Origin of the sequence: Saccharopolyspora hirsuta (assembly GCF_008630535.1) — a bacterium.
Taxonomy (GTDB): Bacteria; Actinomycetota; Actinomycetes; order Mycobacteriales; family Pseudonocardiaceae; genus Saccharopolyspora; species Saccharopolyspora hirsuta.
This window is the reverse complement of the sequence record NZ_VWPH01000004.1, coordinates 467,365-481,917: the sequence shown is the minus strand read 5'-3', so window position 1 is coordinate 481,917 and position 14,553 is coordinate 467,365. Positions and strand designations below refer to the sequence as shown.

Here is a 14,553-nt window from a genome sequence, read left to right as displayed (position 1 = left end):
CCTGGAGGGAACTCGACGATGAGTTCAACGACCAACGCGCCCGCGCCACCGGCGCCGCGCCCGACCCGCATCGCGACGGCCCTGTTCGTCGTCTCCGTGCTGTTCTTCCTGCTCGCCGGTTCGGCCATCGTGATCGGGCAGATCGCGATCCTCGCCGCTGGCGATGCCACCGCCGCCCGCCACTGGGCCGACGCGCTCGGCCCGTACGCGTTCGGCGGCGCCTCCGTCGCCGGTCTGCTCTCCTTCGCCCTGTCCTACCGCCGCGGCGGTGGGGACGCGGCCGACGGTGGGGGAGGGGAAGCCGATGACTGAGCTCCGCCCCGGTGCGCCCGCGTACGCGGAGCTGCGCGAACGCACCCCACCCGGCTCCAGCTGGGGTGTCTTCCCCGAGGACCCGGAGCGGGGGATGGCCAACTTCGCCGGTGCTCGGCAGGTGCTCGATGCCGTCGCCTCGGTGGACCGGGGCGCGGTGTTCTCCCTCGACCACGCGCTCGACGCGTTCGACCCGCCGATGGCCCGCGCCAGGAAGGCACCGCGGCACGAGCTGCTGTCCAGCCACCCGGAAGCCCGCGACGACGTGCTCCGCGAGTTCTACCTGCAGGCCACCTCGCAGGTCGACGGGCTGCGCCACCGGCGGGCCTCCGGCCACGGCTTCTACAACGGCATCGGCGACGACGACATCCGGGCGGGCACCGAGGCGCTGGGTGTGCAGCGCTGGGCGGAGAAACCGATCGTCGGCCGCGGCGTCGTCATCGACGTCGAAGGCCTGCTCCGCGCCGAGGGGCGCCCCCTCGACCACCGCGCCGGTCCGGCGCTGGACGTCGACGTGCTGGACCGGGCGCTGCACCGCCAGGGCGAGCAGGTGCGGTCGGGGGACCTGGTTCTCGTGCACACCGGTTGGGCGCGCTGGTTCCTCGACGCCGGTCCGGACGTGCGCGGCGAGGTCCGCGACGCGCGGCGGGCCACGGGGTTCCGGCAGAGCCTGGAGCTGCCCGCCTGGCTGTGGGACCACCAGGTCGCCCTGTTCGCCACCGACACCTTCGCAGTGGAGGTCCTCCCCGTGGTCCCGGACAGCCCTTACCGCGACAGCGCCCCCGAGGACTCCGGGATGATGCACCAGGAACTGATCGCCAAGCTCGGTGCTCCGCTGGGCGAGCTCTGGAACCTGGACGACCTGGTCGCCGACAGCCGCCGAACCGGGCGGTGGGACGCGTTGGTGGTGGTCAAGCCGCTGCACCTCGTCGGTGGAGTCGGCTCACCGCCGAACGCGACCGCCTTGCGATGACCGGCCGCACCCCGACGCGTTCGTGGGCATGTTCACCACTGTGTGGAAAGATGGGGAGGAGGTCCCGAGCTGAGGGGAGTGCCCACCCGCCCATGGAAACGGCCAAGTCGCCCGCGACCAGCATGCGATCGCTCGAGCGCGCCATCGACGTACTCGAAGTGCTCGACACCAGCCGCCACGCCCTGCGGCTCAGCGACATCGCACGCCGCGCCGACCTGCCCGTGGCCACCACGCAGCGCATCCTCAACGTGCTCGAGGCCCGCGGGCGGGTCGAACGCGACGCCACCGGCTACCGGCCCGGGCTCGGCCTGATCTTCGGGGCGCACGCCTACCTCGCCACCAGCCCGCTGCTCGCCGCGGCCCGACCGGTCCTGCAGGACCTCGCCGCGGAGACCGGGCTGACCGCCTCGCTGTTCAAGCGCATCGGCTGGTCCCGCGTCGTCCTCGCCCGCGTCGACGGCGCGCGGCCGCTGCGCTACGAACTCCCCATCGGAGAGCGCCTTCCGCTGCACCTCGGTGCGGGCAAAGCGCTCGTGGCCCAGATGGGGCCGGATGAGCTGGAGCAGTTCCTCGCGCAGCTCGGCGATCGCACCCGCGCCGACGGGACCACGATCGAGCAGGACGAATTCCTCAACGATCTCAAGCAGATCCGCGACTGCGGCTACTCGCACGCCCGCAACGAGCGCGAACCCGGGATGGCCTCCGTCGCGGCGCCGGTCGCCGAACCCGACGGCAGCGCCACCTCCGCGGTCCAGGTCGCCGGCACGCAGGACGACATCCCGGAGGACCGCATTCCCGCCCTCGGCATCGAGGTCCAGCGAGCTGCCTACGCCATCGGCCGCCGCGCCTTCTGATCCGGCGCAGATCCCACCCGGCAAGCTGAAGCATCCACTGTGGACCAGATTCGTCCGCGGTATCAGCTTGCCGTCGCGGGGCTTTCGCTGCTCTTCGGGTTCCCGTAGCGCTCCTGCTCGATCTGCTGCAGGCTCTTGCCGCGGGTGCGGGGCGCCCAGATCGTTCCGATCGCCAGTGCGGCGACCAGCAGGCCGAGGATGAGCAGGCCGAGGCCGCGCAGCCCGATCTGGGTCAGCAGGACCGGGAACCAGACGCTCAGCAGGCCGACGAGCACTCGCGCGGCCAGGAACAGGACGCCTTGGGCGCTGGCCCGGTAGCGCGTTGCGAACAGCTCGCTGGTCCACAGGCCGTAGAAGGCCTGGGCGCCGATGCCGGAGGACACGCCCCAGCCGATGGCGAAGAACAGCAGGGTGGCGGTGTTCGGCGGCGCGTAGATCAGCGCGCCCCAGGCGAGGACGCCGAGCGCGGCTCCCGCGAAGTACAGCCAGCGGCGGCTCACCCGGTCCGCCAGCAGCATGAACCCGAAGTAGGTCGCCGCGCTGGTGCACCCCCACACCAGGACCTGCAGCAGGTACTGCTCGGTCTCCGATGCCACGCCCGCGGCGTCGTAGACGCGGGGCTGGAAGATCCCGGCCTGCCCGGCGACGGCGTTCCACAGCGCGTACACGCCGAACAGGAGCAGCATCGCGGTGAGGTTGGCCTTCACGCCGAACAGCGCGCGCAGGTTGCCCGCGGTGGACGGCGGTCCGCCCCGGTCGGCGTTGCGGTCGCGCCAGATCCTGGATTCGGGCAGCCCGCGGCGCACCCACCAGGCGACCGCGGCGACGAGGAACAGGTGCGCGAAGATCAGCCTGCTGCCGAGCAGGCCGAGCGGGGCGACCACGACCGCCAGCAGGTAGCCGACCATCGGGCCGATCGACCACGCCAGCTGCGCGGTCCCCACGTGCGCGGCCCGCTTGTCCGGCGGGGCCTCCTCGGCGATGTAGGTCCACGACGCCGTCACCCCGGCGCCGACCGCGATCCCGGTGAGCACGAAGGCCACCAGCAGCATCCAGTACGACGCGGCGAAGACCGCCAGCAGCACGCCGAGCATGTACAGCAGGAGGTCGTAGGTGTAGATGAACTTCCGGCCGTAGCGGTCGCACAGCGGCCCGCCGATCGCGGCGCCCAGGGCGGCGCCGAAGGCGTTGGCGCTCAACGAGGCCAGCAGCCCCACCGCCAGGTCGTCCAGCCCGAACCGCTCCTGCCACGCGCTGAGGCTGGTGGCGATCGCGATGATCGACCCCGCCTCGATGTAGTTCGACATGGCCACGGCGATCGTCGCCCGCCAGCCCGTCGTGCTCCTGCTGCCGAACCGAATCCCCATCGGGCCTCCCGTGCATCGTCGTTGATGTGCAACCCGGGGTTGAATCGTTTAAAGATTCGCTACACGGTAGGCGGTCGACCGGTGGCCCACAAGGTCTGCTCGGCGGAGTCCTGCGGCGAACCGTGCGCGCCGGACGGTGCAGCTGACGTCGTGATGATCCGCGAAGAACGGCCGTTCGGGTGCGTTTCCGCTTCCGCGGTGGGACGCCGCTTCGCCGGGCTGGTAAGCGGGTCGGGGCGGCGGACGCGCGCGGCGGGGGTTGCTCCGTCGGATGCTCGGCCCTACTCTGCGTGAAACGTTTCAAAGGAGTGTCGATGCCGACGACTTCGGAGATCAAGCGGCAGCTGCGCGCGCAGCGGATCGAGACGCCGTCGTGGGCGTACGGGAACTCGGGAACCCGGTTCAAGGTCTTCGCCCAGCCGGGCGTGCCGCGCACGGTGGAGGAGAAGATCGACGACGCTGCGCAGGTGCACGCCTTCACCGGTGTCGCGCCCAGCGTCGCCCTGCACATCCCGTGGGACCGGGTGGACGACTACAGCGCGCTGGCGCGGTACGCCGAGGACGCCGGGATCCGGCTGGGGGCGATCAACGCCAACGTCTTCCAGGACGACGACTACAAGCTCGGCAGCGTCACCAACCCGGACCCGCGCATCCGCCGCAAGGCGCTCGACCACCTGCTGGAGTGCGTGGACATCATGGACGCCACCGGTTCCGGGGACCTCAAGCTGTGGTTCGCCGACGGGACGAACTACCCGGGCCAGGACGACATCCGGGCCCGCCAGGACCGGTTGGCCGAAGCGCTGGCGGCGGTGCACCAGCGGCTCGGCGGGGACCAGCGGATGCTGCTGGAGTACAAGCTGTTCGAGCCCGCCTTCTACACCACCGACGTCCCGGACTGGGGCACCGCGTACGCGCACTGCCTGCAGCTCGGCGACCGCGCCCAGGTGTGCGTCGACACCGGGCACCACGCGCCCGGCACCAACATCGAGTTCATCGTCGCGTTCCTGCTGCGCGCCGGGAAGCTCGGCGCTTTCGACTTCAACTCCCGCTTCTACGCCGACGACGACCTGATGGTCGGTGCGGCCGATCCCTTCCAGCTGTTCCGCATCATGTTCGAGGTCGTGCGCGGCGGCGGGCACGACCCGGCGGCGGGCGTGGCGTTCATGCTCGACCAGTGCCACAACGTCGAACCGAAGATCCCCGGCCAGATCCGGTCGGTGTGCAACGTCCAGGAGGCCACCGCCAAGGCGCTGCTGGTCGACCGCGACGCGCTGGCCGCGGCGCAGAGCAGCGGTGACGTGATCGGCGCGAACGACGTGCTGATGGACGCCTTCCGGACCGACGTGCGCCCGCTGCTGGGCGAGCTGCGCGCGGAGCTGGGGCTGGACCCGGACCCGCTGGCCGCCTACCTGCGGTCGGGGTACCAGGAGCGGATCGCCGCCGACCGGGCGAGCGGCGCACAAGCGGGGTGGGGAGCCTGATGAGCACGATCGACGAGCTGATCGCCCGGTCGAACCGGCTGGGGTCCGATCCGGCCAACACCAACTTCGCCGGGGGCAACGCCTCGGCCAAGGGCAGCGCGGTCGACCCGGTCACCGGACGGCCCGCGGACCTGATGTGGGTCAAGGGTTCCGGCGGTGACCTCGGCACGCTGACCCCGGAGGGCCTGGCCGTGCTGCGGCTGGACCGGCTGCGCGCGCTGCAGGACGTCTACCCGGGGGTGGACCGGGAGGACGAGATGGTCGCTGCGCTGGACTACTGCCTGCACGGCAAGGGCGGCGCCGCACCGTCGATCGACACCGCCATGCACGGCCTGGTCGACGCCGCGCACGTCGACCACCTGCACCCGGACGCGGGCATCGCGCTGGCGGCGGCAGCGGACGGGGAGGAGCTGACCGCGCAGTGCTTCGGCGACCGCGTGGTGTGGGTTCCCTGGCGCAGGCCCGGTTTCCAGCTGGGGCTCGACATCGCCGCGATCAAGGCCGCCAACCCGCGCGCCATCGGCTGCATCCTCGGCGGGCACGGCATCACGGCCTGGGGTGAGACGTCCGAGGAGTGCGAGTCCCACTCGCTGGAGATCATCAGGACCGCGGCCGAATTCCTCGCCGCGAACGGCAAACCGGAGCCGTTCGGCCCGGCCGTCCCGGAGTTCGCGCCGCTGCCGGAAGCACCGCGCCGGGAACGGGCGGCCGCGCTCGCGCCGGTGGTCCGCGGTCTGGTGTCGACCGATCGCAGGCAGGTCGGGCACTTCACCGACTCCGACGTGGTGCTGGACTTCCTGGCCCACCGCGAGCACCCCCGGCTGGCCGCGCTGGGCACCTCGTGCCCGGACCACTTCCTGCGCACCAAGGTGCGCCCGCTGGTGCTCGACCTGCCGCCGACCGCGCCGCTGGAGGAGGTGGTCGAGCGGTTGCGCGAGCTGCACGCCGAGTACCGCGCGGACTACCGCGCCTACTACGAGCGGCACGCCACCCCGGACTCGCCGCCGATGCGCGGCGCGGACCCGGCGATCGTGCTGGTGCCGGGGGTGGGCATGTTCTCCTTCGGCGCCGACGCCCAGACCGCTCGGGTGGCGGGGGAGTTCTACGTCAACGCGATCAACGTGATGCGCGGTGCCGAATCGGTGTCCAGCTACGCGCCGATCGACGAGCGCGAGAAGTTCCGCATCGAGTACTGGGAGCTGGAGGAGGCCAAGCTCCGCAGGCGGCCAAAGCCCAAGCCGCTGGCGACCCGGGTCGCGCTGGTCACCGGTGCCGGGTCGGGCATCGGCAGGGCGACGGCGCGGCGGCTGGCGGCGGAGGGCGCGTGCGTGGTCGTCGCCGACATCGATCGCGACTCCGCCGATCAGGTCGCCGAGGAGCTGGGCGGGGCGGACACCGCCGTCGCGGTCGGCGTCGACGTGACCGACGAGGACCAGATCGTGCGGGCGTTCCAGTCCGCCGCGCTGGCGTTCGGCGGGGTGGACCTGGTCGTGAACAACGCGGGGCTGTCGATCTCCAAGCCGCTGCTGGAGACCTCCGCCCGCGACTGGGACCTGCAGCACGACGTGATGGCGCGGGGCTCGTTCCTGGTCTCCCGGGAGGCCGCTCGGGTGCTGATCGCGCAGGGCACCGGCGGCGACATCGTCTACATCGCCAGCAAGAACAGCGTCTTCGCCGGGCCGAACAACATCGCCTACAGCGCCACGAAGGCCGACCAGGCGCACCAGGTTCGCCTGCTCGCCGCTGAGCTGGGGGAGCACGGGATCCGCGTCAACGGGATCAACCCGGACGGCGTGGTGCGCGGCTCGGGCATCTTCGCCGGTGGCTGGGGCGCGCAGCGCGCGGCGGTGTACGGGGTCGAGGAATCCGAGCTCGGTGCCTTCTACGCGCAGCGCACCCTGCTCAAGCGCGAAGTCCTCCCGGAGCACGTGGCGAACGCGGTGTTCGTGCTGACCAGCGGCGAGCTCTCCCACACCACCGGGCTGCACGTGCCGGTGGACGCCGGGGTGGCCGCCGCGTTCCTGCGATGAACGCCTTCGCCGCGGTCGACCTGGGCGCGTCCAGCGGGCGGGTGATGGTCGGTCGGCTCGTCGACGGCGGGGTCGAGCTGACCGAGGCGCACCGGTTCCCGAACCGGCCGGTGCGCCTCGACGGGCGGCTGCACTGGGACATCTCGGCGCTGCACCGAGGAGTTCTCGACGGCCTGCGCGCGGCGGGTCCCGTCTCCTCGGTCGGCATCGACTCCTGGGCGGTGGACTACGGGCTGCTCGATGCCGACGGCGCGCTCGTCGCACCTCCGGTGCACTACCGCGACGCGCGTGCGGAGGCGGCGATCGAGCAGGTGCTGGCGGAGATCCCGCTCCCGGAGCTCTACGCCGCGACGGGGATCCAGTTCCTGCCGTTCAACACCCTGTTCCAGCTGGCGGCGGCCCCACCACCGCCGACGGCCGAGCGGGCGCTGCTGATCCCCGACCTCATCTCGCACTGGCTGACCGGCACCTCCGGCACCGAGGTCACCAACGCCTCGACCACGGCGCTGTTGGATCCGCGCACCCGGCAGTGGTCGCCGGAGGTCGCCAGCCGGGCCGGTGTCGACGTGGGCTTGTTCCCACCGCTGCGACGGCCCGGCGATCCGGCCGGGGTGCTGCGGCCGGAGATCGGCCTCGGTGCCGTCCCGGTGCGTGCGGTGGGCTCGCACGACACCGCTTCGGCGGTCGTCGGGGTCCCGGCGGAGGGCGGGAACTTCGCCTACATCTCGTCGGGAACGTGGTCGCTGGTCGGGGTCGAACTCGACGCACCGGTGCTGTCCGAAGCGGCCCGGCTGGCCAACTTCACCAACGAAGCAGGCGTGGACGGCACCACCCGGTTCCTGCGCAACGTCACCGGCCTGTGGATCCTCCAGGAATGCCAACGGGTTTGGCGGCGCACCGACACCACCGGTCTGATCGCGGAGGCCGCGGCGCTGCCCAGGGCGGCGGTGGTCGACGTCGACGACGCCCGGTTCCTGCCGCCCGGCGACATGCCGAGCCGGATCGCGGACGCCTGCCGGGAAACCGGGCAACCGGTGCCGGGCACGCCGGGGGAGATCACCCGCTGCGTGCTCGACAGCCTCGCGGAGGCCTACCGGAAGGCGATCGCCGACGCCGTGCGGCTGACCGGTCGACCGGTCGACGTCGTGCACGTCGTCGGCGGCGGGGCGCGGAACGAACTGCTCTGCCAGCTCACCGCGGACGCCTGCCAGCGGCCCGTCGTCGCGGGGCCGGTGGAGGCCACCGCGCTGGGCAACGTGCTCGTGCAGGCGCGGGCGCACGGGGTGTTCAGCGGCGGGCTCGCGGACATGCGCGCGGTGCTCCGGCGCAGTCAGCGGCTCCGCACCTACCTGCCGCGCTAGCCCCGCAGGGTGGACCTGCGGACGACGAGCTCCGGCTGGAAGACGACGCGTTCGTGGGTGTGGCCGGGTTGCCCGCTGGTCTCGGCCAGCAGCAGCTCGGCCGCCTTGCGGCCCAGCTGCCGCGCTGGCTGGCGCACCGAGGTCAGGGGCACGGCGGCCGCGGCGGCGAACTCGATGTCGTCGTACCCGACGATCGCGATGTCCTCCGGCACCCGCACCCCGGCCGCGAACATCGCCTGCAGCACACCGAGCGCGAGGAGGTCGTTGGCGCAGAACACCGCGGTCGGCCGCTCGCGCAGGCCGAGCAGCCGGGAACCCGCGTCGCGACCGGCGGTGACGTCCAGCGTCGTGGTCTCGACGACCGACAGCGCCTCCTCCGGCAACCCGGCGCCGCTGAGCGCGCTCCGCGCGCCCGCCAGCCGGTCGCGGCACTGCGCGAGGCTCATCGGGCCGGTGACGAAGGCGATGCGCTCGTGCCCGCGGTCGAGCAGGTGCCGCACGGCCAGCTCCCCGCCCGCGACGTCGTCCACCGACACCGAGCACGAGTCCTCGTCGTCGGCGGCGACGCGGTCCACGTAGACGTAGGGGATGCCGCGGCGGCGGAACGCCGCCAGGTTCTCCCCGGAGACGTTGGTCGGGGTGACCAGCACTCCCCGGACCCGGTGCTCGGCGAACAGCGACAGGTACATCGCCTCGGCGGCCGGGTCCTGCCCGCTGTTGCAGAGCATGACCCCCACGTCGGCGGCGTGGGCGGCGTCCTCCGCCCCGCGCGCGACGTCGACGAAGAACGGGTTGCCCATGTCCAGCACGAGCAGCCCGAGCACGCGGCTGCGCCCCGCGCGCAGCTGGCGGGCCGATTCGCTGCGCACGTACCCGAGCTGGTCGATCGCGGACAGCACCCGGCCGCGCGTCGCGGCGGAGAGCAGCTCGGGCCGGTTCAGCGCGTTCGACACGGTCGCGATCGAGACCCCGGCATGACGGGCCACGTCCTTGATGCTGACCGCGCCGGACCCACCGCGGCTCTTGCCCGTCATCCACGCCTCCGCCGAACTCGCCGGACCTCCGGTCCGCTGCCGTGCCGATTATACGTTTCAAGCGGTCGCGAGCTGGCCCGCAGGAGCGGCCGGTCCGGCCGACAACGCTCGGGCTGCGGCGGTCGGCGACCCCGGTGCCGCAAGGCCCTCCCCACTCCGGTGGCGAGCGTTTCGCGTTGGTCCAGCGCGGTTTTCAACCTCCCGGCGAGCTCGGCGAGGGGGAGGTCCGCAGGCCGGAGAATGTCTATGTTGGACGGTCTTGCGGTCGCCCGGTCCGGACGTCGGGAGCCGACGAGCTGGCGGCTCAGTGCTGGACGGCTCTGCTCGTCGGGGCGCCCCGGGATTCGCGCCGGGGGTTCCTGCAATCAGATTTGCGATGTACATTGTTGCAACCGCGCTTGCAGAGCGTGGCGTCTCGCACCCGGGAGCATCCGTGTCCACAGCGCAGAACGACGAGATCTTCGGCAACGCCCAGTGGTTGGGTGACGTCCTGCCCGACGTGCCGCTGTCCAAGGCGCAGTCGCGCGTGGTCGACGTGATCGCCCGCAACCCGCAGCTGGCGTCCTACGCCGACATCGCCGAGATCGCGCAGCGGGCCGACGTCAACAGCTCCACCGTGGTCCGCGCCGCCCAGACGCTGGGCTACCGGGGCTGGCCGGACCTGCAGCGCGAGCTGCGCGCCCGGTACCTGGTGCTGATCTCCTCCGAGGACACGCTCGTCGAGCACGGCGAGCACCGGAGCCCGCTGCACGACGCCCTGACGCACGACATCGACAACCTGCGCCAGACGCTGGACACCAACACCGCCGCCGACGCCGAGGCGGCCATCGCGGCGCTGGCCTCGGCCAGGTCGATCCTCGTGGTCGGCGTCGGCTCCTTCGCCGGTCCGGCCAGCGTCATGGCCCACCTCGGCTCCACCATGGGCTACCCGATCTCCCTGGAGAACCGGGCCGGGGTGCACCTGGCCACCGCCATCAACAGCCTGGGGCCGGGCGACGTCCTGGTGGTCATCAACATGTGGCGGTCCATGAAGCAGCTCATCGCCACCACCGAGGCGGCTCGCGCCGCGGGCGCGACGATCATCGCGATCACCGACATGCGCCGAGGTCGGCTGGCCACCACCGTGGCCGACCACCTGCTGGTCGTGCCCTCGGAGGGCATCTCCTTCTTCCAGTCCGTCACCGCGGCCACCTCGGTGGTCTACGGGCTGCTCGCCGGGATGCAAGCGGCCCAACCGGAACGCAGCCGCGCCGCGATCCGCCGCACCCAGCAGCTGTGGAAGGACCTGGACGTCTACCTCGACTAGGACGAACCGTCCGCGCGAACAGGAGCTCTGATGGACAAGCAGATCGCCGTGGTCGGCCTGGGGTCGATGGGCGGCGCCATGGCCTCCGCCCTGCACCGGGCGGGCTGGCAGGTGTCCGGGTTCGACCCCTCGCCCGGCGCGCGTTCCGCCGCGGCGAGCGGCGGCATCCGCGCTGTGGACGACGTCGGAGAGCTGGCCGGGACGCCCTACGTCGTCCTCTCGCTGCCCTCGGCCCGCGTGGTCGAGGCGACGGTCCCGCAGCTGCTGGAGACCGCTGGCACGATCGCGATCGTCGACACGACGACGTCGGAGCCGACCACCAGCGCCGAACTCGCCGCGCTCGCGGCCGAACGGGGCACGGCCTTCGTGGACGCGCCCGTCTCGGGCGGGCGGGACGGGGCCGAGGCGGGGCGGCTGACCGCGTTCGTCGGGGCCGCCGCAGAAGCCCTCGACGCGGCCCGGCCCGTGCTGGAGGCCCTGACCGGCGGCCAGTACCAGCACCTCGGCGGTCCCGGTTCCGGCAACGTGGTCAAGCTGCTCAACAACGTCCTGGCCGCCACCAACCTGGTGTCCGTCGGCGAGGCCCTCGCGGTCGCCAAGGCCTACGGCGTCGATCCCGCCGTCGCCGCGGCGGGGATCAGCGGTTCTTCCGGCGGCAGCAAGGTCTCCGCCGCGATGTACCCGGACTGGGTGCTCTCCGGCACGCACGACTCCGGCTTCTCCCTCGGGCTGATGGCCCGGGACGCCGCGCTGGCCATCGAGATCGCCGGTCAGCGCGGCGAGCAGCCCGCCCTGCTGGCCGCCGCCAGCGAGCGCTGGCAGGACGCCCTCGCCCGACTCGGCCCCGGCGCCGACTTCACCGAGATCGCGCGAACGGTCGCGCCCTCCCTGACCCGCGAAGGATCCCCCGACGCATGAGCACGACCACTTCTCCGGCCGCCGCTGCGCGCCAGGCCTTGGACTCCGCTTTCCCGCGAGGACTCGGGGCCTTCGTCGACGGCACCGTCGTGGCGGGCGGTGGCGAGCGCATCACCCTCACCTCCGCCGCCACCGGCGAGGACTTCGCGGACTTCAACGACCCCGGCCGGGAGGGCGCCGATGCCGTCCTGGCCAGCGCGGTGCGCGGGGCCGCGAAGTGGGCTGCCACGGACGCCTTCGAACGAGCGGCGATCCTGCGCGAGGTCGCCCGCGCGATCTCCGAGCACGTCGGCGAACTGGCCGTGCTGGAGTCCGCCACCACCGGGAAGCCGCTCCGGGACACCCGGGCCGAGGCGGCCAAGGTCGCCGAGATGTTCGGCTACTACGCGGGGTGGGCCGACAAGCTGATGGGCCGGACCATCCCCGTCCCCGGCAACTGGCACACCTACACCGAACGCGTTCCGTGGGGCGTCGTCGCGGCCATCACCCCGTGGAACGCGCCGCTGTTCACGGCAGGTTGGAACTCGGCGGCCCCGCTGGCCGCCGGCAACGCCGTCGTGGTCAAGCCCAGCGAGTTCACCCCGGCCTCCACCGTCCGGCTGGCCCAGCTGGCGCACCGGGCCGGTCTGCCGGAAGGCGTCTTCAACGTCGCCGTCGGACTCGGGGGCACCGTCGGCGCCGCGCTCACCGGCGACCCGCGCGTCGGGAAGGTCTCGTTCATCGGCTCGGTGGCCACCGGCCGCCGGGTGGCGGTCGCGGCGGCCCAGGCCGGTATCCCGACCGTCCTCGAACTCGGCGGCAAGAGCGCCAACATCGTCTTCGCCGACGCGGACCTGGACCGCGCGGCCGACGGTGCCGTCGCGGCCGTGTTCTCCGGCGCCGGGCAGTCCTGCGTGGCGGGCTCGCGGCTGCTGGTGCAGCGCAGCGTCCACGCCGAGTTCGTCGAACGCGTGGCGGAGCGGGCGGCGCGGCTGCGCCTCGGCGATCCGCTCGACCCCGACACCGAGGTCGGCCCGATCATCACCGCACCGCAGTTCGCCGCGGTGACCTCCCTGATCGAGGCGGGGCTGCAGGACGGCGGCCGCCGGGTTACCGGCGCGGAGCTGCCCGCCGCGGTGACCGGCACCCCGCTGGCGACCGGCCGCTGGGTCGCGCCCACCCTGCTCGACGGGGTCACCGCCGCCAACCGGTTGGAGACCAACGAGGTGTTCGGCCCCGTCCTCGGCGCCGACGCCTTCGACACCGAAGCCGAAGCGATCGACCGGGCCAACGGCACGAACTTCGGCCTGGCGGGCGCGGTGTGGACCGGTGACGTGTCCCGCGCCCACCACGTGGCCCGCTCGGTCAGAGCGGGCACCTTCTGGATCAACTCCTACAAGACGATCCACGTCGCCGTCCCCTTCGGCGGTTTCGGCGACTCCGGCCACGGCCGCTCCTCCGGCCCCGGCGTTCTCGACGAGTACACCCAGACCAAGGCCGTCTGGGTGCCCACCCGCGCCGCGGGCGCACCGTTCCCATCGCTGAGCTACTAGGGAGGCGTGATGGGACCCGACCCAGCAGGAAGCAGCAGCCCGATGAGCACTTCCGCCGCCCCGGCCGAGCCCGGGGCGAGACGAACGCTGCCGATCGCCGCCCTGGCGCTGGTCATCGCGCTGGTCGTCCAGCTCGTCGGCCAGGTCGAGATCGGCCTGGGCATCGGGTCCATCATCATCTTCCCGATGGTGTGGGGCCTGGTCCTCGGGCTGGTGGTGTCGGTGCAGCGGTTCAAGCCGCTCGGCGCGGACCTGCAGAAGGTGGCCTCGGCCCTGGTCGGCGTGGCGGTGATGCTGCTGGTGGCCCGGCTCGCCTTCAACATCGGCCCGAGCCTGCCGACCCTGGTCAGGGCGGGGCCCGCCCTGCTGCTGCAGGAGATCGGCCACCTGCTCGGCACCGTCGCCCTCGCCCTGCCGCTGGCCGTGCTGCTGCGCATGGGCCGGGCCACGATCGGCGCCACGTTCTCCCTCGACCGCGAGCCGTCGTTCGCGATGGTCTCGGAGAAGTACGGGCCGGACTCGGACCAGTACCGGGGCGTGCTGGCGATGTACGTGTTCGGCACGCTCTTCGGCGCGGTGTTCATCACGCTGCTGACGTCCCTCGTGGCGAACTGGCGGATCTTCGACCCGCTGGCGCTGGCGATGGGCGCGGGAGTGGGGTCCGGTTCGATGATGGCGGCGTCCACGGCGAGCATCGCGAACGCGTACCCGGCCGACGAGGAGGCCGTGCTGGGCATGGCCGCGGTGTCCAACCTGATCACCACGGTCCTGGGCGTGTACGTCGGGATCTACCTCGCGCTGCCGCTGGCCGACCGGTTCTACCGGCTGCTCACCGGGGACCGGGACACCGCCGCTGCGCGGGCGGGCGAGTCGGCTTCGGCGGGCAACCGCGCGTTCCGGGAGCAGGTCGCCGCGACCTCCGCTCAGGTCGCGCTGCCGTTGTGGCTGTCGCTCGGGGTGCTGACGGTGCTGGGCATCGGCACCGCCTCGATCGCGGCCGGTGCCCTGAGCTGGGAGGTCGTCGGCGGGTACGCGGTGCTCCTGGCCCTCGTCCTGCTCGGTCTGCTCCTGGCGAAGCTGTCCCGGAAGATCTCGGCGATCGTGTGGATCACCACGGTCGGCGCCTACGTCTCGAGCCCCTGGTTCCCCGGCGCAGCGGTGCTGAACCCGCTGGTGAAGTCGGTGGACTTCCTCTCCATCGCGACCGTCATGCTGACCCTGGCGGGGTTGTCGCTGGGCAAGGACGTCCCGCTGCTGCGGCGGATCGGCTGGAAGATCATCCCGGTCGGCCTGGTCGCGATCACCGCGTCGTTCCTCCTGTCGACCGTGATCGCCGAGTTCGCGCTGGGCCTGTGGGGCTGAGCGATCCGCCGCGGTCGGTACGC

The 14,553-nt window shown here is 72.5% G+C and carries 12 protein-coding genes; 10 read left to right on the top strand and 2 right to left on the bottom strand.

From position 1 onward, the window contains the following. The first annotated feature begins 18 nt into the window (after positions 1–18). The 3 genes from F1721_RS10520 to F1721_RS10510 all read left to right on the top strand — a co-directional run bounded on the left by F1721_RS10520 (position 19) and on the right by F1721_RS10510 (position 2,139). On the top strand, positions 19–312 hold the full coding sequence (locus tag F1721_RS10520) for a hypothetical protein (RefSeq protein ID WP_150066407.1): 294 nt from the start codon (positions 19–21) through the stop codon (positions 310–312). Further along, complete coding sequence (locus F1721_RS10515; RefSeq protein ID WP_150066406.1) at positions 305–1,285, top strand: cyclase family protein; 981 nt, start codon at positions 305–307, stop codon at positions 1,283–1,285. Before F1721_RS10520 ends, F1721_RS10515 begins: the two co-directional genes overlap by 8 nt. 92 nt (positions 1,286–1,377) lie before the next feature. Next, entirely contained in the window at positions 1,378–2,139 is a 762-nt protein-coding gene (locus F1721_RS10510) for an IclR family transcriptional regulator (RefSeq protein ID WP_170301437.1), read from the top strand. A 62-nt stretch (positions 2,140–2,201) separates the two neighbouring features. Here the strand turns inward: F1721_RS10510 and F1721_RS10505 are convergent, their stop codons facing one another. Next, positions 2,202–3,506: an MFS transporter gene (locus F1721_RS10505; protein WP_246154623.1), complete on the bottom strand. Its 1,305-nt coding sequence runs from the start codon at positions 3,504–3,506 to the stop codon at positions 2,202–2,204. Positions 3,507–3,820: 314 nt separating this feature from the next. On the opposite strand from F1721_RS10505, the gene rhaI reads away from it, so the two are divergent. Genes rhaI through F1721_RS10490 form a run of 3 tightly spaced genes read left to right on the top strand, consistent with a single transcriptional unit; the run spans position 3,821 to position 8,378 of the window. Next, positions 3,821–4,987, top strand: a complete 1,167-nt coding sequence (rhaI, locus tag F1721_RS10500; RefSeq protein ID WP_150066404.1) for an L-rhamnose isomerase — start codon at positions 3,821–3,823, stop codon at positions 4,985–4,987. Beyond that, positions 4,987–7,017 carry a bifunctional aldolase/short-chain dehydrogenase gene (locus F1721_RS10495; RefSeq protein ID WP_150066403.1) on the top strand — a complete coding sequence of 677 codons (2,031 nt, stop codon included), beginning with the start codon at positions 4,987–4,989 and terminating at the stop codon, positions 7,015–7,017. The genes rhaI and F1721_RS10495 overlap by 1 nt, the downstream gene beginning before the upstream one ends. Next, complete coding sequence (locus F1721_RS10490) at positions 7,014–8,378, top strand: rhamnulokinase (RefSeq protein WP_150066402.1); 1,365 nt, start codon at positions 7,014–7,016, stop codon at positions 8,376–8,378. Before F1721_RS10495 ends, F1721_RS10490 begins: the two co-directional genes overlap by 4 nt. Here the strand turns inward: F1721_RS10490 and F1721_RS10485 are convergent. Beyond that, complete coding sequence (locus F1721_RS10485) at positions 8,375–9,412, bottom strand: LacI family DNA-binding transcriptional regulator (RefSeq protein ID WP_150066401.1); 1,038 nt, start codon at positions 9,410–9,412, stop codon at positions 8,375–8,377. The two genes, F1721_RS10490 and F1721_RS10485, sit on opposite strands and share 4 nt — an antisense overlap. 433 nt (positions 9,413–9,845) lie before the next feature. Between F1721_RS10485 and F1721_RS10480 the strand changes: the two genes are divergently transcribed. Genes F1721_RS10480 through F1721_RS10465 form a run of 4 tightly spaced genes read left to right on the top strand, consistent with a single transcriptional unit; the run spans position 9,846 to position 14,530 of the window. After that, positions 9,846–10,718 (top strand): MurR/RpiR family transcriptional regulator, encoded by an 873-nt coding sequence (locus F1721_RS10480; protein ID WP_211840407.1) that lies wholly within the window; start codon positions 9,846–9,848, stop codon positions 10,716–10,718. Between the two features lie 30 nt (positions 10,719–10,748). After that, positions 10,749–11,636 carry an NAD(P)-dependent oxidoreductase gene (locus tag F1721_RS10475; protein ID WP_150066399.1) on the top strand — a complete coding sequence of 296 codons (888 nt, stop codon included), beginning with the start codon at positions 10,749–10,751 and terminating at the stop codon, positions 11,634–11,636. Beyond that, the gene (locus F1721_RS10470; protein WP_150066398.1) at positions 11,633–13,168 is read left to right on the top strand and encodes an aldehyde dehydrogenase family protein; all 1,536 of its coding nucleotides are present in this window, start codon (positions 11,633–11,635) and stop codon (positions 13,166–13,168) included. The genes F1721_RS10475 and F1721_RS10470 overlap by 4 nt, the downstream gene beginning before the upstream one ends. Positions 13,169–13,210: 42 nt before the next feature. Next, positions 13,211–14,530, top strand: a complete 1,320-nt coding sequence (locus F1721_RS10465; RefSeq protein WP_150066397.1) for a DUF3100 domain-containing protein — start codon at positions 13,211–13,213, stop codon at positions 14,528–14,530. The last annotated feature ends 23 nt before the right edge of the window (positions 14,531–14,553 follow it).